The 20,497-nt window shown below is 65.7% G+C and carries 21 protein-coding genes; all 21 read right to left on the bottom strand.

The genetic code is table 11. The features are described from left to right. Nucleotides 1-79: 79 nt before the first annotated feature. The 21 genes from Q331_RS0107190 to Q331_RS0107090 all read right to left on the bottom strand — a co-directional run bounded on the left by Q331_RS0107190 (nt 80) and on the right by Q331_RS0107090 (nt 20,374). Complete coding sequence (locus Q331_RS0107190; protein WP_026380121.1) at nt 80-331, bottom strand: DUF1467 family protein; 252 nt, start codon at nt 329-331, stop codon at nt 80-82. 9 nt (nt 332-340) lie between these two features. Beyond that, a complete protein-coding gene (gene mce / locus Q331_RS0107185; RefSeq protein ID WP_026380120.1) occupies nt 341-745 on the bottom strand; it encodes a methylmalonyl-CoA epimerase in 405 nt (134 codons plus the stop codon). Between the two features lie 8 nt (nt 746-753). Further along, the gene (locus tag Q331_RS0107180; protein WP_026380119.1) at nt 754-2,436 is read right to left on the bottom strand and encodes a ribonuclease J; all 1,683 of its coding nucleotides are present in this window, start codon (nt 2,434-2,436) and stop codon (nt 754-756) included. Beyond that, nucleotides 2,436-3,179, bottom strand: a complete 744-nt coding sequence (locus Q331_RS0107175) for a biotin--[acetyl-CoA-carboxylase] ligase (RefSeq protein ID WP_322786493.1) — start codon at nt 3,177-3,179, stop codon at nt 2,436-2,438. The genes Q331_RS0107180 and Q331_RS0107175 overlap by 1 nt, the downstream gene beginning before the upstream one ends. 91 nt (nt 3,180-3,270) lie before the next feature. Then, complete coding sequence (gene nuoN, locus Q331_RS0107170; RefSeq protein ID WP_026380117.1) at nt 3,271-4,707, bottom strand: NADH-quinone oxidoreductase subunit NuoN; 1,437 nt, start codon at nt 4,705-4,707, stop codon at nt 3,271-3,273. Between the two features lie 13 nt (nt 4,708-4,720). Then, nucleotides 4,721-6,232, bottom strand: a complete 1,512-nt coding sequence (locus tag Q331_RS0107165; RefSeq protein ID WP_026380116.1) for an NADH-quinone oxidoreductase subunit M — start codon at nt 6,230-6,232, stop codon at nt 4,721-4,723. A 5-nt stretch (nt 6,233-6,237) separates the two neighbouring features. Then, a complete protein-coding gene (gene nuoL, locus Q331_RS0107160; RefSeq protein ID WP_026380115.1) occupies nt 6,238-8,286 on the bottom strand; it encodes an NADH-quinone oxidoreductase subunit L in 2,049 nt (682 codons plus the stop codon). A 5-nt stretch (nt 8,287-8,291) separates the two neighbouring features. After that, nucleotides 8,292-8,600 (bottom strand): NADH-quinone oxidoreductase subunit NuoK, encoded by a 309-nt coding sequence (nuoK, locus tag Q331_RS0107155; protein ID WP_026380114.1) that lies wholly within the window; start codon nt 8,598-8,600, stop codon nt 8,292-8,294. Continuing rightward, nucleotides 8,597-9,211: an NADH-quinone oxidoreductase subunit J gene (locus tag Q331_RS0107150; RefSeq protein WP_026380113.1), complete on the bottom strand. Its 615-nt coding sequence runs from the start codon at nt 9,209-9,211 to the stop codon at nt 8,597-8,599. The genes nuoK and Q331_RS0107150 overlap by 4 nt, the downstream gene beginning before the upstream one ends. Before the next feature lie 96 nt (nt 9,212-9,307). Continuing rightward, a complete protein-coding gene (nuoI, locus tag Q331_RS0107145; protein ID WP_026380112.1) occupies nt 9,308-9,799 on the bottom strand; it encodes an NADH-quinone oxidoreductase subunit NuoI in 492 nt (163 codons plus the stop codon). Then, nucleotides 9,799-10,026: a hypothetical protein gene (locus tag Q331_RS0107140; protein ID WP_026380111.1), complete on the bottom strand. Its 228-nt coding sequence runs from the start codon at nt 10,024-10,026 to the stop codon at nt 9,799-9,801. The genes nuoI and Q331_RS0107140 overlap by 1 nt, the downstream gene beginning before the upstream one ends. 7 nt (nt 10,027-10,033) lie before the next feature. After that, nucleotides 10,034-11,095 (bottom strand): NADH-quinone oxidoreductase subunit NuoH, encoded by a 1,062-nt coding sequence (gene nuoH / locus Q331_RS0107135; protein ID WP_026380110.1) that lies wholly within the window; start codon nt 11,093-11,095, stop codon nt 10,034-10,036. 4 nt (nt 11,096-11,099) lie between these two features. Then, the gene (gene nuoG / locus Q331_RS0107130; RefSeq protein WP_026380109.1) at nt 11,100-13,205 is read right to left on the bottom strand and encodes an NADH-quinone oxidoreductase subunit NuoG; all 2,106 of its coding nucleotides are present in this window, start codon (nt 13,203-13,205) and stop codon (nt 11,100-11,102) included. Nucleotides 13,206-13,229: 24 nt separating this feature from the next. Continuing rightward, complete coding sequence (locus Q331_RS20460) at nt 13,230-13,982, bottom strand: hypothetical protein (protein WP_051630769.1); 753 nt, start codon at nt 13,980-13,982, stop codon at nt 13,230-13,232. A gap of 43 nt (nt 13,983-14,025) precedes the next feature. Beyond that, nucleotides 14,026-15,333: an NADH-quinone oxidoreductase subunit NuoF gene (gene nuoF / locus Q331_RS0107120; RefSeq protein WP_026380108.1), complete on the bottom strand. Its 1,308-nt coding sequence runs from the start codon at nt 15,331-15,333 to the stop codon at nt 14,026-14,028. An 87-nt stretch (nt 15,334-15,420) separates the two neighbouring features. Next, nucleotides 15,421-16,644: an NADH-quinone oxidoreductase subunit NuoE gene (nuoE, locus tag Q331_RS20455; RefSeq protein WP_034491357.1), complete on the bottom strand. Its 1,224-nt coding sequence runs from the start codon at nt 16,642-16,644 to the stop codon at nt 15,421-15,423. Further along, complete coding sequence (locus Q331_RS0107110; protein ID WP_026380107.1) at nt 16,644-17,834, bottom strand: NADH-quinone oxidoreductase subunit D; 1,191 nt, start codon at nt 17,832-17,834, stop codon at nt 16,644-16,646. The genes nuoE and Q331_RS0107110 overlap by 1 nt, the downstream gene beginning before the upstream one ends. Nucleotides 17,835-17,980: 146 nt before the next feature. Continuing rightward, on the bottom strand, nt 17,981-18,589 hold the full coding sequence (locus Q331_RS0107105) for an NADH-quinone oxidoreductase subunit C (RefSeq protein ID WP_026380106.1): 609 nt from the start codon (nt 18,587-18,589) through the stop codon (nt 17,981-17,983). A gap of 8 nt (nt 18,590-18,597) precedes the next feature. After that, a complete protein-coding gene (locus tag Q331_RS0107100) occupies nt 18,598-19,167 on the bottom strand; it encodes a NuoB/complex I 20 kDa subunit family protein (RefSeq protein WP_026380105.1) in 570 nt (189 codons plus the stop codon). Continuing rightward, complete coding sequence (locus tag Q331_RS0107095; protein ID WP_026380104.1) at nt 19,158-19,523, bottom strand: NADH-quinone oxidoreductase subunit A; 366 nt, start codon at nt 19,521-19,523, stop codon at nt 19,158-19,160. Before Q331_RS0107095 ends, Q331_RS0107100 begins: the two co-directional genes overlap by 10 nt. A gap of 143 nt (nt 19,524-19,666) precedes the next feature. Continuing rightward, on the bottom strand, nt 19,667-20,374 hold the full coding sequence (locus Q331_RS0107090; protein WP_169738476.1) for a CPBP family intramembrane glutamic endopeptidase: 708 nt from the start codon (nt 20,372-20,374) through the stop codon (nt 19,667-19,669). Nucleotides 20,375-20,497 lie beyond the last annotated feature (123 nt).

Here is a 20,497-nt window from a genome sequence, read left to right as displayed (position 1 = left end):
CTTGCCTTTTTTCATTTATCGAGCCGGGATAAGTTCCTGGCGACGCTGGCAGCTTTCTCGTTCAGATCACGTTTCTCGTTCAGATCACGAAGTCTTCGAGCGTCAGGCCGAAAACGGCAATCGCCACATAGACCAAGGCGAAGACGACGGCCGCCAGGAGCGAGTTGACGAGGAGCTTCCTGCCCATGCCCGGCCTTTCAGGCGCCGCGCGCTCGGTGCCGAGCGTCACGCCGCCTTCCTCCTCCTGGCTGCGCACGCCCCAGGGCAGCACAGCAAAGAGGCAGAGCCACCAGATGACGAAATAGATGGCGATGGCGGCGACGAGAGACATGGGAGCCTCTTAGGCCTGTTCCAGCTCGACAAGAGTGCCGCCGAAATCCTTCGGATGCAAAAACAGCACCGGTTTGCCATGGGCGCCGATCTTCGGCTCGCCGTCGCCGAGAACGCGCTTGCCTTCGGCGCGCAGGCGATCGCGGACGGCCAGGATATCGGCGACCTCGTAGCAGATATGATGGATGCCGCCGGCCGGGTTGCGCTCCAGGAATGCGGCGATGGGAGAGGCCTCGCCCAGCGGGGCGAGAAGCTCCACCTTGGTGTTGGGCAAGCTCACGAAGACGACGGTGACGCCATGCTCGGCCAACGCCTGCGGCGCGGAGACCTTCGCGCCGAGCGTGTCGCGATAGAGCGCGGTGGCGGCCTCAAGGTCAGGAACGGCGATGGCGATGTGGTTGAGGCGGCCCAGCATGAGGTTCCTCACATGTAGCTGACGGTGACGGCGACGAAAGGCTTCTTGCCCCAAATCTGCCCCACCTGGCTACGCACGGCGCGCCGCACCGCCTCGCGCAGGCTCGCTTCGTCGCGGCGCTTGGGCTTCGGCAATTGCTCCACCGTCTCGTCGACGACGTCCTCCAGGAGCGCCTGCATGGGCTCGCCTTCGCCGTCGCGGCCTGGCAGGCCGACCAGGACGAGCTCCGGATCGTCGGCGACGGCGCCCTTCTCCGTCATCACCAGAGAGACGAAGACGGCGCCGGCGAAGGCCAGCTTGCGCCGCTCCTCCACGCCGCTGCGCTCCGGCTCCAGGAGCAGGCGGCCGTCGCGGTAGAGCTGGCCGGCACCCACCTTCGACAGCACCTCGCCAGGCGAGGGCCACAGGCGGGCAAGGTCGCCATTCCTCACCTCCACGACCTCGCCGATGCCGGCGGCGCGCCCCAGCTTGGCGTGCTCGTGCAGATGCAGCGCCTCGCCGTGGACGGGAACGAGCACCTGCGGCTTCACCAGATCATAGAGCCGCCGCAGCTCCTCGCGCCGCGGATGGCCGGAGACATGGACGAGGCCGAGACGATCGGTGATGACCTCGGCGCCGAGATCGATAAGGCCGTTGATGATGGCGTTCACCGCCCGCTCGTTGCCGGGGATGGTGCGGGAGGAAAAGATCACCGTGTCGCCGGCCGAAAGCGCCACCGCCGGATGGTCGCCGGAGACGATACGCGCCAGGGCGGCGCGCGGCTCGCCCTGGCTGCCGGTCATCAGCGCCACGACCTTGTCGCGCGGCAGGTAGCCATAGGCGTCCTGGCGCAGGAAGGGTGGCAGGCCGTCGAGATAGCCGAGCTCGCTCGCCACATCGACGGCCCGCTGGATGGCGCGTCCGACGATGACCACGTCGCGCCCGGCGGCGGCCGCCGCCTCCGCCACCGCCCTCAGCCGCGCCACATTGCTGGCGAAGGTGGTGACACAGACGCGGTGACGCGCCTTGGCGATGATGTCCTTCAGGACCTCGGCGACATCGGCCTCGCTCGGGCTGATGCCCTCGCGCACGGCATTGGTGGAATCACAGACGAGCGCATGCACCCCCTCCTCGCCGATGGCGGCAAGGCGCGCCTCGTCGATGGGAAGACCGAGGCCGGGGGTGGGGTCGATCTTCCAGTCGCCCGAATGCAGGACCGTGCCGGCGAAGGAACGGATGACGAGCGCGTTCGGCTCGGGAATGGAATGGGAGACCGGGACGTATTCGACCTCGAACGGGCCGGCGCTCACACGCTCGCCCTGGCGCACCACGGTGACGGGAATGTCCGGCGCCCCCGGCTCGCCGGCGCGCTTGGCTTCCAGAAGCCCGGCGGCGAAGGCCGTCATATAGACCGGCACCTTGAAGCGCGGCCAGAAATCGAAGAGCGCGCCGAAATGGTCCTCGTGGGCGTGGGTGACGAAGATCGCCTCCAACCGATCCGCCCGCTCCTCCAGCCAGGCGATATCGGGCAGGACGGCTTCCACGCCCGGCAGGTTCTCATGGCCGAAGGCCACGCCCATATCGACGGCGATGTAGCGCCGGCGCCGACCCGTGCCGAGGCCGTAGACGGCAAGGTTCATGCCGATCTCGCCGACGCCGCCGAGGGCGAGGAAAACGAGATCGCCTTGCTTGTCGCTCGTCTTGCCCGCCATCAGGTCCTCATCGTCGCGGCAGCGGAAAAATGCACCTCGCCCGCCGCAATGGCGCGCAGCTCGCCCGCCGAGGTGCGCACCAGAAGCCGGCCATCCTCGTCGATGGTGTCGAAGGTGCCACGGATGACCTCGCCGCCGAGTTGGACGGCGACCGCCTCGCCGATGCCGGAGGCGCGCTCAAGCCAGGCACGGCGGATATCGGCGAAGCCGCGCCCGCCGGCCCAGAGCGCCTCCTCCTCCACCCAGGCGTCGGACAGCGCCGCAAACACGGTCTCGGCCGAGGCGGGCGCGCCCTCCTGCGCCAGCGAGGTCGCCGCATAGGGAAGACCCGTCGGCGCATGGGCGACATTGACGCCGATGCCGATGACGACGGCACTCAGCCCGCCATCGAGGTCGCCGGCCTCCAGCAGGATGCCGGCCAGCTTGCCGCCGTCGAGAAGGAGATCGTTCGGCCATTTGAGCGCCAGCCTGGCGCGCTCGCCGCCCTCGCCTCTCCCCGCCGCGTCGAGGCCGACGGAGATATCCAGACCGGGCGCGGCGGCGCCAAGCGCGCGATGCAGCGCCAGCCCGGCAACGAAGCCGAGATTGGCGGCATGGGCAAGGCGCGGCAGCACCAAGAGCAGGCTGGCGGCAAGATTGCCGCGCGGCGTCGACCAGGGCCGGCCACGGCGGCCATGCGCGGCGGTCTGTTCCGACGAAACCACCCACAGACGGCCGGGATCGCCCTCACGGGCACGCCGCATCGCCTCCGCGCTGGTCGAGCCAACGGTGTCATAGGCGGCCAGCCGATAGCCGTCAGCCGCAGCCCTGGGCCCAAGCGCGAACGGCATGCTTCTAAAAGAAACTGCTGGCGGCGTTGCCGGCTGCCACCACGACCGGCGAGGCGAAGAACACGAAGAAGATGACGAAGACGCCGGAAATGCCGAGAACCGTCTTCAGCTCCGTCGGCATCGCCTCGAAGCTCGCCTCCGGCTCGTCGAAGTACATCAGCTTGACGATCCTCAGATAGTAGAAGGCGCCCACGACGCTGGAGACGACGCCGATCACCGCAAGCGCATAAAGGCCCGCCTCGATCGCCGCCAGGAAGACATAGTATTTGGCGAAGAAGCCGGCGAGCGGGGGGATGCCGGCCAGCGAGAACATGATGGCGGCGAGAAAGAAGGCGGTCACCGGCTGGGTCCGCGACAGGCCGGCGAGCGAATCGATGTCCTCCACCATCTGGCCGCGACGGCGCATCGCCAGAATGCAGGCAAAGGCGCCAAGCGTCATCGGCACGTAGATGACCAGATAGATGATGACGCCCTGCACGCCGGAGGGCGAGGCCGCGGCAAGCCCCACCAGCGCGTAGCCGACATGGCCGATGGAGGAATAGGCCATCAGCCGCTTGATGTTGCTCTGGCCGATAGCGGCAAAGGCGCCGAGCACCATGGAGGCGATGGCGATGAAGGTGACGATCTGCTGCCAGTCCGGGGTGACCGGGGCGAAGGCATCCATCACCACGCGCACCGTCAAGGACATGGCGGCGACCTTCGGGGCGGCGGCGAAGAAGGCCGTCACCGGCGTCGGCGCGCCCTCATAGACATCGGGCGTCCACATATGGAAGGGGACGGCGGAAATCTTGAAGGCGAGGCCGGCCATGACGAAGACGAGGCCGATGACAAGGCCGATGGAGCGGCCGTCCTCGCTCACCGCGGCGGCGATCTCGGTGAAGCCGGTATGCCCGGTGAAGCCGTAGACCAGCGAGGCGCCGTAAAGCAGCATGCCGGACGACAGCGCGCCAAGGACGAAGTATTTCAGGCCCGCCTCGGTGGAGCGCACCGAATCGCGGTGAATGGCGGCCAAGACGTAGAGCGACAAGGACTGCAGCTCCAGCCCCAGATAGAGGCTGATCATGTCGTTGGAGGAGATCATCATCAGCATGCCGAGCGTGGCGATGAGGATGAGGATCGGATACTCAAAGCGCTGGAATCCGGCCTGGCGCGCATAGCCGACCGACATGGCGATGGCGACGCCGGAGGCGATCAGCGTCAGCGCCTTCATGAAGCGCGAGAAGCTGTCTTGCACGAAGGCGCCGTTGAAGGTCTCGCCGTCGGCTCCGCCGAAGAGGACGAGAACGAGGGCGATCGCCAACAGCCCGATCGAGATGCCCGTGACCGTCGGCGCCGAGCGCTCGCCGGCGAAAACGCCGAACATGAGCAGCGACAGCGCGCCGGCGGCGAGCACAATCTCGGCGAAAAGCGGCGTAAGGGTGGGCAGGACCGCAAGCTCCATCAGCGCGCTCTCCTTATTCGCCGAGCATAGCGGCCGAGGTGGCGCTTGCGCGGGCGGCCTCCACCTGCGTGACAAGGTTCTCCACCGACGCAGCCGTCACGTCCATAAGCGGCTGGGGATAGACGCCGAAGAAGATGATGAGCACGACCAAGGGGACGAGCAGCAGCTTCTCGCGCTGCGACAGGTCGAGCATGGATTTCAGACTTTCCTTCTCAAGCCGGCCGAAAATCATCCGGCGATAGAGCCAGAGCGCATAGGCGGCGGAGAAGATGACGCCCGTCGTGGCGAAGATCGCCACCCAGGAATTGATGCGGAACGTGCCGATCAACGTCAGGAACTCGCCGACGAAGCCCGACGTGCCGGGCAGGCCGACATTGGCCATGGTGAAGACCATGAAGGCGAAGGCGAACCAGGGCATGCGCTCCACCAGCCCGCCATAGGCCTCGATCTTGCGGGTATGCAGCCGGTCGTAGACGACACCGACGCAAAGGAAGAGCGCCGCGGAGATGAGGCCGTGCGAGAGCATCTGGAAGATGCCGCCCTGCACGCCCTGCATGGTCACCGTGAAGATGCCCATGGTCACGAAGCCCATATGGGCGACGGAGGAATAGGCGATGAGCTTCTTCATATCCTCCTGCGCCAGGGCCACCAGCGAGGTGTAGATGATGGCGATGACGGAGAGCGCGTAGACGAGCGGGGCAAGATCGGCGCTCGCCAGCGGGAACATCGGCAGCGAGAAACGCAGGAAGCCGTAGCCGCCCATCTTCAACAGGATCGCCGCCAGGATGACGGAACCGGCCGTGGGCGCCTCCACATGCGCGTCCGGCAGCCAGGTATGCACCGGCCACATCGGCATCTTCACCGCGAAGGAGGCGAAGAAGGCGAGCCACAGCCAAGTCTGCATCCCCGCCGGGAAGGAATGGGCGAGCAGATCCGGGATCGACGTCGTGCCGGCCTCCCAGAACATCGCCATCAGCGCGAGCAGCATCAGCACGGAGCCGAGCAGCGTGTAGAGGAAGAACTTGAAGGCCGAATAGACGCGCCGCGCCCCGCCCCAGACCCCGATGATGAGGAACATGGGGATGAGGCCGCCCTCGAAGAACAGGTAGAAGAGCACCAGATCGAGGGCGCAGAAGACCCCGATCATCAGCGTCTCCAGCACCAGGAAGGCGACCATGTATTCCTTGACGCGCGTCTTCACCGACCAGCTCGCCAGGATGGCGAAGGGCATCAGGAAGGTCGTCAGGATGACGAACAGCATCGAAATGCCGTCGACGCCCATCCGGTAGCTCATATAGCCGCCGAGCCAGGCCGCCTCCTCGGTGAACTGGAAGCCCGGATTCTCCGGGTCGAAGCCAATCCACAAGAGCAGCGAGACGAGGAAGGTAACCACCGTCACGCCGAGCGCGACATGGCGGATGTTGCGGCGGTGAACCTCCTCGTCGCCGTGGATGAAGAAGAAGATGATCCCGGCGCCGATCAGCGGCAGGAAGGTGATGGTGGAAAGAATCGGCCAGCTCAACATCTTCGTTACCCAGCGAACATCATCCAGGTGACGAGGACGGCAACGCCGATCAGCATCACGAATGCATAGTGATAGAGATAGCCCGACTGCAGCTTGACGACGCGGCCGGTGATATCGACGACGCGGGCGGAGATGCCGTCGGGACCGAGCCGGTCGATGGTTCCCTCATCGCCGCGGCGCCAGAGGAAGCGGCCGAGAGCGAAGGCAGGACGCACGAACATGGCGTCGAAGAGCTCGTCGAAATACCACTTGTTGAGGAGGAAGCGGTAGAGCGAGCCCATCCGCTGAGCGAGCGCTTTGGGCGTTTCGGGCCGCAAGACGTAGAAGAACAGCGACACCAGGAAGCCGAGCGCCATGGCGATGATCGGCGAGGCCTTCACCCAGGCCGGCACATGGTGCAACTCCTCCAGGATGTCGTTGCCCGGCGCGGTGAAGATCGAACCCTTCCAGAACTCCACCGAACGCTCCGGATCGATGAAGGCGGCGGCAAAGAGAAGTCCGCCGAAGAGCGCGCCCGCCGCCAGGATGTAGAGCGGCATCAGCATCACCTGCGGGCTCTCATGGACGTGGCTCATGACCTCGGAGGAGGCGCGCGGCTTGCCGTGGAAGGTCATGAAGATGAGGCGCCAGGAATAGAAGGAGGTGAAGGCGGCGGCGACGACCAAAAGAACGAAGGCAATGCTCGCCATGGGATTATGGCCGACGAAGGCGGCCTCCACGATGGCGTCCTTGGAGAAGAAGCCGGCCGTCATCGGAAAACCGGTCAGCGCCAGCGTGCCGACCAGCATCAGCGCATAGGTGAGCGGGATCTTGCGCCACAGGCCGCCCATCTTGCGCATGTCCTGCTCGTCGGAAACGGCATGGATGACGGAGCCGGCGCCCAGGAAGAGCAGCGCCTTGAAGAAGGCGTGCGTGAACAGGTGGAAGATGGCGACGGAATAGGCGCCGATACCCAGCGCGACGAACATGTAGCCGAGCTGCGAGCAGGTGGAATAGGCGATGACGCGCTTGATGTCGTTCTGCACCAGGCCGACCGTGGCGGCGAAGAAGGCGGTGGCGGCGCCGATGAAGGTGACGACGGTGAGCGCGTCGACGGAGAACTCGAAAACCGGCGACATGCGCGCCACCATGAAGACGCCCGCCGTCACCATGGTCGCGGCGTGAATGAGGGCGGAGACCGGGGTCGGGCCCTCCATGGCGTCGGGTAGCCAGGTATGCAGCGGCAGCTGTGCCGACTTGCCCATGGCGCCGAGGAAGAGAAGCAGGCAGACGACGGTCAGCGCCGCCTCGCCGCTCCATACCGTGCCAAAGACCTCCACACCGGCCCCCTCACCGCGCGCCACCGCCGCCGCGTTGGCGAAGATGGTGTCGAAGGAGATGGAGCCGAAGAGGACGAACAGGCCAAAGATGCCGAGCAGGAAGCCGAAATCGCCGATGCGGTTGACGATGAAGGCCTTGATGGCGGCGGCGTTGGCGGACGGGCGCTGATACCAGAAGCCGATGAGAAGATAGGAGGCGAGGCCCACGCCCTCCCAGCCGAAGAACATCTGCAGGAGATTGTCGGCGGTCACCAGCGCCAGCATGGCGAAGGTGAAGAGGGAGAGATAGGCGAAGAAGCGCGGCCGGTGCGGATCGTGGCTCATATAGCCGATGGAATAGATGTGGACGAGCGCGGAGACGGTCGTCACCACCACCAGCATGACCGCGGTCAGGGCGTCGATGCGCAGCGTCCAGTCGGCCGCAAGATCGCCCGATTGCACCCAGGTCAGCACCGAGACGGAAAAGCCCTGACGCTCGCCGAGCGCCACGTCGAAGAAGGCGATCCAGGACAGCACCGCGGAGATCACCAGGAGGCTGGAGGTGATCATCTCGGCAGCGCGCGAGCCGGCCGCGGCCGGGTGATGCTCGCCCTCATGCGCCTCGTGGGCGGGCTCGCGGTGCGCACGACGCTCGCGCGCCGGCTCCGCCGGATGGCGGGCGCCCGCGCCGAAGAGACTTATCAGCCCGGCGATGATGGCGCCGAGCAGCGGAAGAAAGACGATTGCCGTATACACGCCGCTCAGCCCCGCATCATGTTGATGTCTTCCACCGCGATGGAACGACGGTTGCGGAAGAACACCACCAGAATCGCCAGCCCCACCGCCGCTTCCGCCGCGGCGACCGTCAGCACGAAGAGCGCAAAGATCTGGCCGACGAGATCGCCGAGGAAGGAGGAAAAGGCGACCAGGTTGATGTTGACGGCCAGAAGCAGCAGCTCAACGGACATGAGGATGATGATGACGTTCTTGCGATTGAGGAAGATGCCGAAGACGCCGAGCGTGAACAGCACCGCGGCGACCGTCAGGTAATGGCCGAGCTCGATTGTCATATTCCCTGCCTCGACTTGACCTTGACGACCTCGATGGCCTCATCGCGGGTGCGGCCGACCTGGGCGCTGACATCCTGGCGCTTGACGCCCTCCTTGTGGCGCAGCGTCAGGACGATGGCGCCGATCATCGCCACGAGCAGCACAAGGCCGGCCATCTGAAAGAAGAAGACGTATTTGGTGTAGAGCAGCGAGCCGATGGCCTCGGTGTTGCTCATCTGCGAGAGCGGGGGGGTCGGCTCGGCCACCCGCGCCGCCGTCTCCGGGGCGATATAGACGCCGGCCAGAACGGCGATGAGCTCGGCCAGGAGGATGATGCCGATCAGCGCCCCCACCGGCAGATATTGCAGGAAACCCTGGCGCATCTCGACGAAATCGACGTCCAGCATCATCACCACGAAGAGGAAGAGGACGGCGACGGCGCCGACATAGACGACGACCAGGATCATCGCCAGGAACTCCGCGCCGAGCAGGATGAACAGCCCGGCGGAGTTGAAGAAGGCGAGGATGAGAAACAGGACTGAATGGACCGGATTGCGCGCCGAGATGACCATGAAGGCAGCGGCGATAGTGACGGCCGAAAACAGATAGAAGAAGAGCGACTGGAGGATCATCTCGTCCGGGATAAGGTGGCGTGCGGCGGCAGTTGTTTAGCGAAGGCCCGGCGGAGCGTCCAGCCGTGCCTGCGCGGATTTGGCCCAGCTCGCGGATTAGCGATAGGGCGCGTCGAGAGCGATGTTGCGCGCGATCTCGCGCTCCCAGCGATCGCCGTTGGCGAGCAGCTTGAACTTATCGTAGTAGAGCTCCTCGCGCGTTTCGGTGGCGAATTCGAAGTTCGGCCCCTCCACAATGGCGTCCACCGGGCATGCCTCCTGGCAGAAGCCGCAATAAATGCACTTCACCATATCAATATCATAGCGGACGGTGCGGCGGGTTCCGTCGTTGCGCCGGGGGCCCGCCTCGATGGTGATGGCCTGCGCCGGACAGATCGCCTCGCACAGCTTGCAGGCAATGCAGCGCTCCTCGCCATTGGGGTAACGGCGCAGCGCATGCTCGCCGCGAAAGCGCGGTGAGATGGCGCCCTTTTCGTGCGGATAGTTGAGCGTCGCCTTGGGTGCGAAAAAGTAGCGCATGGCCAGCGCAAGGGCGACGACGAACTCCTTCAGAATGAGCGATCCCGCCGCCTGGCGAAGAGCCGCCATCACGAACCTCCGAAACTTCTGACAAGCAGCGGCGCCACAAACCAGCCGACGACCGGAAAGAGCACAAGCTGCAGCTTACGGGCAAAATCGAGCGCGGCCATGCCGGAGCCGCCTTCCCCGCGGCGTCTCGCGCGGTCCATCACCACACCGAACAAGATATAGTCGGCGATGCTGAAAGCTAGGCCCACGGCGCCACCGATCCAGGACAACTCGCTGTCCGAAAGCATCTCGGCCTCATCCCGCCATCGGCACGCCGCCCCAGCCCGTGAGCTGCAGAACGAGGGCGACGATGACGACGGCGGCAAGCGAAAGCGGCAGGAACACCTTCCAGCCGAGCCGCATCAGCTGGTCGTAGCGATAGCGCGGCACGATCGCCTTGACCATGGCGAACATGAAAAAGACGAAGCAGAGCTTCAGCACGAACCAGACGACGCCAGGCACCCAGTTAAACGGGGCGATATCGACCGGCGGCAGCCAGCCGCCGAGGAAGAGCGTCGTCGTCAGCGCGCAAATCAGCGTGATGGCGACGTATTCGCCAAGCATGAAGAGCATGTAGGGGGTGGAGGAATATTCCACCATGAAGCCGGCGACGAGCTCCGACTCGGCTTCCGGCAGGTCGAATGGCGGGCGGTTGGTCTCCGCCAGCCCGGAAATGAAGAAGATGACGAACATCGGGAAGAGCGGCAGCCAATGCCAGTCCAGCAGGCTGCTCGGCATGCCGATCGAGGTGCCGATGCCTTCCGTCTGCGCCAGCACGATGTCGGTGAAGTTGAGCGAGCCGACGCACAAAAGCACGGTGATGATGACGAAGCCGATGGAGACCTCGTAGGAGACCATCTGCGCGGCCGAACGCAGCGAGCCGAGGAAGGCGTATTTGGAGTTCGACGCCCAGCCGCCCATGATGACGCCATAGACTTCCAGGGAGGCGATGGCGAAGACGTAGAGCACGCCGACATTGATGTCGGCGATGACCCAGCCGGCATCGACCGGGATCACCGCCCAGGCCGCCAGCGCCAGCACCGTGGAAACGAGCGGCGCCAAGAGGAAGATCGTCTTGTCGGAAGGCGCCGGGATGACCGGCTCCTTGAGGACGAATTTCAAAAGGTCGGCGAAGGATTGGAACAGGCCCCAGGGCCCGACCACGTTCGGGCCGCGCCGCAGCTGCACGGCCGCCCAGATCTTGCGGTCGGCGTAAAGCAGATAAGCAATGATGACCAGGAGCACGCTCAAAAGAAGCAGGCTCTGGCCGACCATGATGGCGCCGGGAATGAGATAGGTATCGAGGAAGCCGTTCATTTGCCTATTCCGCCGCCTCTGCGCGCGGACCGAGGCGCAGCGCGGAGCATTCGGCCATCACCGCGGAGGCGCGGGCGATGGGGTTGGTCAAGAAATAGTCGACGATGGGGCTGGCGAAAGGCGCCTCGCCCAAATCCCCCGCCCTGGCGCGGGCCAGCTTCCTGAGGCCGGAGGGGGCCTCTTGCGGAATCTCATCGAGGGCAAGGAAGCGCGAATCGGCCTCGTAAAGACGGGCGCGCAGCTCCGGCAGCGAATCAAAGTGCAGCTTGACGCCGAGAACCTCCGAAAGCGCCCGCAGGATCGACCAATCCTCGCGCGCATCGCCCGGTGGGAAGACGGCGCGGTTGGCCATCTGCACCCGGCCCTCCGTGTTGACGTAGGTGCCGGACTTCTCCGTATAGGCGGCACCCGGCAGGATGACGTCGGCGCGGTGGGCGCCGCGGTCGCCATGGCTGCCGATATAGACAAGGAAGGTACCGCCAAGCGCATCGAGCGGCATCTCGTCGGCGCCGAGCAGGAAAAGGACATCGAGCGGCGCTTCGCCCTCAAGCCCGAGCATGGCGGCGCTGGCATGGCCCGCCTCGCCCGGCACGAAAGCGAGATCGAGCCCGCCGACGCGCGAGGCGGCCGTGTGCAGGACGTTGAAGCCGTTCCATTCCCCGCCAAGGGCGCCAACGCGTTCCGCAAGCGCGGCGGCGGTCGCAAGAATCGCCTCGCCGTCGGGACGGGCGAGAGCCCCCTGCCCCAGAACGATCATCGGCCGCTCGGCCGTCTCCAGCACCTTCAGGAAATCGATCTCGCCGGCCGCCAAGGCGGCGAGCGAGGCCGGGCCGGCGCCCAGATGCTGATAGGCATAGGTGAGATCGGCCGGCTCGCCGATGACGCCGACGGGCGTGCCGGCGGCGCGCCAGGCCTTGCGGATGCGCGCATTGAGGACGGCCGCCTCAAGGCGCGGATTGGCGCCGACGAGAAGGATGGCATCGGCTTCCTCGATGCCGGCGATGGTGGAGCCGAAAACATAGCTGGCGCGCCCGTGCCTTGGATGCAGCGCCGAATGGGGCTCGCGGCAATCGATGTTCTGCGAACCGAGCCAGTGCATCAGGCTCTTCAGCGCGAACATCTCCTCCACGCTCGCCATATCGCCGGCGATGGCGCCGATGCGCTCCGCCGGCGCGGCCTTCACCTTCTCGGCGATGGCGGCGAAGGCCTCCTGCCAACTGGCGGGCCGAAGCTTGCCGTTCTCGCGAAGATAGGGCCTGTCGAGCCGCTGGGTGCGAAGACCGTCGAAGATGAAGCGGGTCTTGTCGGAGATCCACTCCTCGTTCACCGCCTCGTTGGTGCGCGGCAGGACGCGCATCACCTCGGTGTTGCGCGAATCGACCCGGATGGCGGAGCCGAGCGCGTCCATGACATCGACCGATTCGGTCTTGTTGAGCTCCCAGGGCCGCGCCTTGAAGGCATAGGGGCGCGAGGTCAGCGCCCCGACCGGGCACAGGTCGATGACGTTGCCCTGCAGCTCCGACGTCATGGCGCTTTCGAGATAGGTGGTGATCTCCATATCCTCGCCGCGCCCGGTGGCGCCGAGTTCGGAGACGCCGGCGACCTCGGTGGAGAAGCGGATGCAGCGCGTGCAATGGATGCAGCGCGTCATGATCGTCTTGACCAGCGGGCCGATATATTTGTCCTCCACCGCCCGCTTGTTCTCCTGGAAGCGCGAGGAATCGACGCCATAGGCCATCGCCTGGTCCTGCAGGTCGCATTCCCCGCCCTGGTCGCAGATGGGGCAGTCGAGCGGATGGTTGATGAGCAGGAACTCCATCACTCCCTCGCGCGCCTTCTTGGTCATCGGCGAGCGGGTCAAGACCCGCGGCGGCTCGCCATTGGGACCGGGGCGGCAATCGCGCACGGCATAGGCGCAGGAGGCAACCGGCTTGGGGGCGCCCTTCAGCTCCACCAGGCACATGCGGCAATTGCCGGCAATCGACAGCCGCTCATGGAAGCAGAAGCGCGGGATTTCCGCGCCGGCCGCCTCGCAGGCCTGCAGGAGCGTGTAGGTCGCCGGGACCTCCACCTCCACATCGTCGATAATGAGCGTCTTCGTCTCTGTCATACCGTATCCCGTGCGCCTCGCCCGTCAGCGGGCGGCAGCCATCAGCCTCTGGGCCTGGGGCAGCCAGTCGCTGCGCTTCACGCGGCCCTTGAAGTGGAGGTAGTCGTCGATCCAGGCGATCTCCGCCTCGCTCCAGGCGGCGATCTGGTCGAAATGATAGATGCCGAGATCGTTCAGCACCGTCTCCAGCCGCTCGCCGATGCCGGAGATAAGCTTCAAGTCGTCCGCCTTGCCGGCGCGCGGCGCCTCAAGCCCGTAAGGCCGCTTGAGCCGCACGGAAGCGGCGCGGCGAGCGCCGGTGGCCTTGCCCGTCTTGCCGTCGGCGGGCTTGCGCACAAGGCGCACGGTGCGGTTGGCCGATTGGCGCATGGCCGGCCGCTTGCGCGGCGCTCTCGCCGGCGTCTCTTCCGCCGACTTGGCCTCCTCGGCCGCCTGCTCCAGCGCCGCGTCCAGGATCGGCCGGGCGAGCGCTTCGACCGGCGGGGCCTGCAGATCCACCTCCAGGGCACAGGGTGCCGAAGCGGCGCCCCCCGAAGCGGCGTCCCCAGAAGCAGCGGGAGCCGAAGCAGCGGGGGCGGGGCGCGAGGCGGCAGGCGCGCCATGGAGCGGCGAGGCGAAGCCGGTGCGGCGCGCGAAGGCCTCGCTCATGCCAAGCACCGTGCCATAGGAAACGGCAATGCCGGCCGCCAGGAAAGCGAAGGGATTGGCGAGCGCGAGAAGATCGGCATGCGTCTCGGACGGGCCGCCGCCCTCGCTCGGCCTCTTCCTCTGCATCATGGTCGAGCCCCTCCTGTGCATCCGTCCGGGCAATCCGCTCGCCTCATTCCGCCGCCTCCAGGACGACACGTGTCTCCGTATTCGGATTGGCCGTGTAGCGGTCGATGCGCTTTTCGATCTCCGGCCGGAAATGGCGGATGAGGCCCTGGACGGGCCAGGCGGCGGCATCGCCCAAAGCGCAGATCGTATGGCCTTCGACCTGATAGGTCACTTCGAGCAGCATGTCGATCTCGCGTTTTTCCGCCTCGCCGCGCGCCATGCGCTCCAGCACCCGCCACATCCAGCCGGTGCCCTCGCGGCAGGGCGTGCACTGGCCGCAGCTCTCGTGCTTGTAGAAATAGGCGATGCGGGAGATGGCGCGGACGATATCCGTCGATTTGTCCATGACGATGACGGCCGCCGTGCCGAGGCCGGATTTCAGCGCGCGCAACGAATCGAAGTCCATCGGGCAGTCGATGATCTGCTCGGCCGGCACCAGCGGCACGGAGGAGCCGCCGGGGATGACGGCGAGAAGATTGTCCCAGCCGCCGCGGATGCCGCCGCAATGGCGGTCGATGAGCTCGCGGAACGGGATCGACATCGCCTCTTCCACCGTGCAGGGCTGGTTCACATGCCCTGAGATGCAGAAGAGCTTGGTGCCGGTGTTGTTCTCCTTGCCGATGCCGGCGAACCAGTCGCCGCCGCGGCGCAGGATCTCCGGCGTGACGGCGATGGATTCCACGTTGTTGACGGTGGTCGGGCAGCCATAAAGGCCGACATTGGCCGGGAAAGGCGGCTTCAGGCGCGGCTGGCCCTTCTTGCCCTCCAGGCTTTCCAGGAGCGCCGTCTCCTCGCCGCAGATATAGGCGCCGGCGCCATGGGCGATGTAGACGTCGAAATCCCAGCCGTTGAGGTTGTCCTTGCCGATGAGGCGCGCCTCATAGGCCTCGTCGATCGCCCGCTGCAGCGCTTCGCGCTCGCGGATGTATTCGCCGCGGATATAGATGTAGCAGGCATGCGCGCCCATGGCGAAGGAGGCGATGAGGCAGCCTTCCAGGAGAATATGCGGGTCGTGGCGCATGATCTCCCGGTCCTTGCAGGTGCCGGGCTCCGATTCGTCGGCGTTGACGACCAGATAATGCGGTCGGTCCTCTGATTGCTTGGGCATGAAGGACCATTTGAGCCCGGTCGGGAAGCCGGCCCCGCCCCGGCCCCTGAGACCCGACTTCTTGACCTCGTCGATGATCCAGTCGCGGCCCTTGGCCAGAAGCTCCTTGGTGCCGTCCCACTGGCCGCGCTTTTGCGCCGCCTTCAGCCCCGGATCGTGGAGGCCGTAGAGATTGGTGAAGATACGGTCCTTATCGGCGAGCATGATCTCGGCTCTCTTCGTCGTCGCGCCGGCGCAAGGCGGCCAGGCAGGAATGCGGCCGGGCAACGGCCGGCGGCCAGGTTGCGGACATCAGGCTTGCCCGCTCTTCTCGGCCAGCCTCTCGGCCTGACCCACCCAGTCGTCGCGCTCGATGCGGCCCTTGAAATGCAGGTATTCGTCCATCCAGGCGATCTCCTCGCCCTTCCAGGCGGCGATCTGGCGAAAATGCCAGATACCGAGGCCGTTGAGCTTTTCCTCAAGCACCGGGCCGACGCCGGAAATCTGCTTCAGATCGTCCTTCTTGCCCTCTGGCTCGGCGAGCGCGGCGGGGCGCTTGCCCGCCGCGTCGGCGCGCGCCTCAGGCTCGTCGTCGTCCTCCGTCTCGGCTTCGATGCGCTCCTTGGTCGTCGCCTTGTGCGGCCCGGCGGCGAGGTTCTCGCCGTTGTCGGTGGGGCTGGAGCGGGCGGCCTCCTCGTCGGGGCGGCCCGTCGCGGTCGGCCGGCCGGCCTTTTGCTGCTTGCCGTTGGGCGAAGCCGCCTTTTCCTCGCGCCCGGTGGCCTCGCGCGGCGTGGCGGGGGCGCCGCCGGCCACGTCTTCCGCGGCCGGGTTGGGCGCCTTGTCACCGAGCGCAGCGCCATTGCCGGAAGTGGCGCTCTCGCCGCCTTGCGGGTAAGGCGCCGCCTTCCATTGGCGCGGCGTGCGCTCCGAGCCGCCCTCCACGTCGAACAGCGTCGTCGGGCCGGAAGCCGGGGCGCCGAATTGGCGGTCGATCTGCGGGCCCGGCGTCGGCTCGTCGCCGCGCGCGATCGCCTCCAGCACGGCTTCGAAGCTTTCGGGCGTCAAATCCTCGTAGGTATCGGCGAAAATCTGCACCACCGGCGCGTTCACGCAGGCGCCGAGACATTCCACCTCCTCCCAGGAGAAACCGCCATCGGCGGAGACTTCGTGCGGGTGCGGCGCGATGCGCCGGCGGCAGACCTCCTTGATGTCCTCCGCCCCGCGCAGCATGCACGGCGTGGTGCCGCAGACTTGCACATGCGCCTTCTTCCCGACGGGGGCGAGATGGAACATGGTGTAGAAGGTGGCCACCTCCAGGACGCGGATCTTGGGCATGTGGAGCATGTCGGCGATCACCTCGATCGCCGGCTCCGACACCCAGCCTTCCTGTTCCTGCGCCCGCCACAGGAGCGCGATCACCGCCGAGGCCTGCCGCCCCTTGGGGTATTTGGTGATCTCGCGCTCCGCCCAGGCGGCGTTCTCCGCCGTGAAGGCGAAGCTTTCGGGCTGCTCTTCGGCCAGACGACGAACGGCCATCAGCGATCCACCTCTCCGAACACGATGTCGATGGAGCCGAGAACGGAGGCGACATCGGCCAGCATGTGGCCGCGCGACATCAAATCCATACCGGCCAGATGCGCAAAACCCGGCGCGCGGATCTTGCAGCGATAGGGCTTGTTGGTGCCGTCGGAGACGAGATAGACGCCGAATTCCCCCTTGGGCGCCTCAACGGCCGCATACACCTCGCCGGCCGGCACGTGATAGCCCTCGGTGTAGAGCTTGAAATGGTGGATGAGCGCTTCCATGGAGCGCTTCATCTCGCTGCGCCGCGGCGGCACGACCTTGCCGTCATGCGTGGAAACGGGCCCCGCCCCTTCCGGCGAGCGCAGCTTCTCCAGGCACTGCTTCATGATGCGGATCGCCTGGCGCATCTCCTCCATGCGGATATGGTAGCGATCGTAGGCGTCGCCGTTCTTGCCGACGGGGATGTCGAATTCCATCTCCTCGTAGCATTCGTAGGGCTGCGCCTTCCTGAGGTCCCAGGCAGCGCCGGCGCTGCGCAGCACCGGGCCGGAGAAGCCGCGGCGCCAGGCCTCCTCCAGCGTGGTGACGCCGATATCGACGTTGCGCTGCTTGAAGATGCGGTTCTCGGTCAGAAGCGCTTCCAGGTCGTCGCAGACCTTCAGGTAAGGATCGCAGAAGTCCCAGATGTCGTCGATGAGCTGCGGCGGCAGATCCTGATGCACGCCGCCGGGCCGGAAATAGGCCGCATGCATGCGCGCGCCGGAAGCCCGCTCGTAGAAGATCATCAGCTTCTCGCGCTCTTCAAAGCCCCAGAGCGGCGGCGTCAGCGCTCCGACATCGAGCGCATGCGTGGTGATGTGGATGATATGCGACAGGATGCGGCCGATCTCGCAGTAGAGGACGCGGATGAGCTGGCCGCGCCTGGGCACTTCCAGACCCAGAAGCCGTTCCACCGCCAGGGCGAAGGCGTGTTCCTGGTTCATCGGCGCGACGTAATCGAGCCGGTCGAAATAGGGCACGGCCTGCAGATAGGTCTTGTGCTCGATCAGCTTCTCGGTGCCGCGATGCAGGAGCCCGATATGCGGATCGACGCGCTTGACCACCTCGCCGTCGAGCTCAAGCACGAGGCGCAGAACCCCATGTGCCGCAGGATGTTGCGGGCCGAAGTTCACATTGAAGTTGCGGAGATCAGCTTCAGACATGGGACAAGCAGTCCGTGATCAGTTCGTCAGTCGTCAATCGCCTACAGAGCCGGGCCATCGCTCGCACCTTTACCGCGCCGTGATGCGGGAGGCGCATGCGGGACCGCAGCCCGCGCCCGTGCGCATCGCGCCTTTTCCAACAATGCCTACCCATCCGCCTTCTCGTCGCCGGGCAGCACGTAATCGGGGCCTTCCCAGGGGGAGAGAAAATCGAAGCTGCGGAATTCCTGCTGCAGCTTCACCGGCTCGTAGACGACGCGGCCGACATCGTTGTCGTAGCGCACCTCCACGAAGCCGGTCAGCGGGAAGTCCTTGCGCATCGGATGGCCGCGGAAGCCGTAATCGGTGAGGATGCGGCGCAGATCGGGATGGCCGGAGAAGAGAATGCCGTAAAGGTCGTAGGCCTCCCGCTCGAACCAATCGGCGCCCGGAAACACCTCCATGGCGCTCGGCACGGCGGTGTTCTCGTCCGCCTCCACCTTGACGCGGATGCGGGCGTTCTGGCGCGGGCTGAGGAGATGGTAGACGACATCGAAGCGGCGCGGGCGCTCCGGGTAATCGACGCCGCAGATATCGATGAAGCAGATGAACTGCAGCCGCGCATCGTCACGCAAAAAGCGCAGCGTCTGGATGATATCCATCGGATCGACGGTGATGGTCAATTCGCCATAGGCGATGACGGAATCCTTCACCCTCTCGCCGAGCTGGGCAGCGATATGGGAGGCCATGTCCTCCAGGCTTTCACGATCGGCCATAGCTGCGCTCACCGTTCAATCGTGCCCGTGCGGCGGATCTTCCGCTGCAAAAGCAGGACGCCATAAAGCAGCGCCTCGGCGGTCGGCGGGCATCCTGGCACATAGATGTCGACCGGCACGACGCGGTCGCAGCCGCGCACCACCGAATAGGAGTAATGGTAGTAGCCGCCACCATTGGCGCAGGAGCCCATGGAGATGACGTAGCGGGGCTCCGGCATCTGGTCGTAGACCTTGCGCAGAGCCGGCGCCATCTTGTTGGTCAGCGTGCCGGCGACGATCATCACGTCGGACTGGCGCGGCGAGGCGCGCGGGGCGAAGCCGAAGCGCTCGGCGTCATAGCGCGGCATCGACATATGCATCATCTCAACCGCGCAGCAGGCGAGCCCGAAGGTCATCCACATCAAGGAGCCGGTACGCGCCCAGTTGATGAGCTCGTCGGTGGAGGTGACGAGAAAGCCCTTATCGGCGAGCTCGTTGTTGACCTCGGTGAAGAACGGGTCGCCGGGAGCCGGCAGCCTCCCCTCCTGGCCAAGAGGACGGGGATCGTCGCTGCGCGGCCGCGTCTCCGTCAATCCCATTCCAAAGCTCCCTTCTTCCACTCGTAGATAAAGCCAATCGTTAGAACAGCTAAGAACAACATCATGGACCAGAAGCCGAACCACCCGATGGAGTGGAAGGCCACAGCCCAAGGAAACAGGAAAGCCACTTCAAGATCGAATATGATGAACAGGATGGCGACGAGATAAAAGCGCACATCGAATTTCATGCGCGCATCGTCGAAAGCGTTGAAGCCGCATTCGTAGGCAGAAAGCTTTTCTGGATCCGGCGAACGATAGGCGACGATGAACGGCGAGATAAGCAGAGCCAGCCCGATCACCAGCGCGATGGCGATGAAGACGACGATGGGAAGATAGCTTAGAAGTAACTCGTTCATGCTGACGGCCGGAGCATCCGGTACCCCGTATCTATTGACGCTCCGAGAAGGGTCAATGGTTGCGCTGCGGTGATCGGCGGGAGAGACCCCTCTGCCCAGCCAAGCGTCAGTTAGACCGCATGCCGGCCGGGCGCAACCCTCCCTCACCCGCCGGCGCTCAGATAGAAGAAGCCGCCGAGGCCGATGGTGAAGGCAAGAGCGCCGTAAAAAGCGTGTTCCAGCCAGACCGGCCAGAAGGAACGGCTCGTCTCGTAGCGCCACGCCAGGAGCAGCCCAAGGGCGAAGGAGCCGGCCACCGAGACGGCGCTGCCGAAGATGATATGGGCGAAGCCGAAAAGCCCGGCATTGGCGAGGATGGCGACGGCCCGGTGGCCGCCGAACAGCGTCCGGTAGCGGTGGAAGAAGAGGACGCGGTAAAGCAGCTCCTGCGGCGCGGCGGAGACGAACGGATAGAAGGCGAGAATCAGCAGCCAGAGCTCCGGGCGAAAGCGCGGCAAGGACAGGAAGCGGCCCGGAAAGAGCCCGTAGGTGAAGAGCGCGATCAAGGGCGCGGCTAACAGAAAGGTGAGGAGGACGCGGCGAAAATGCCGGCCGGTCCCGCCGATGTGGAAGGCGTGGCGCCGGTCGAAAGAGCCGTCGAGCCAAAGGATGAGCGCCAGAACCGGCAGCGCCGCCGCCAGCAGGACGAAGACGCGCAGGTTCCAGACAACGACCCCGTAATGGATGGCGAGCGGACCGCCGAGATAGAGGAGCGCAGCCTCGGCCGTCAGGCGGGCGCGACGCGCCGGGCCGGGCGGAGGCGCAATTTCGGCAGCCTTGTCGGATGCAGGTGCGCGGGATGCCGGTCGCACGCTCCCTCCCTCGTTTTTGGCGAGGCTATGGAAACACTTGCCGGCCATGGGCGCCAGCACGTGCGTATCGCGAGCGATAAGCCGCTGGCGGCGAGACGCGCCCTCATAGCCGCGCTGCGGGCG

The sequence above is a fragment of the Afifella pfennigii DSM 17143 genome, assembly GCF_000688515.1.
In the GTDB taxonomy this organism is placed as follows: Bacteria; Pseudomonadota; Alphaproteobacteria; order Rhizobiales; family Afifellaceae; genus Afifella; species Afifella pfennigii.
This window is presented reverse-complemented; position numbering and strand designations above follow the sequence as displayed.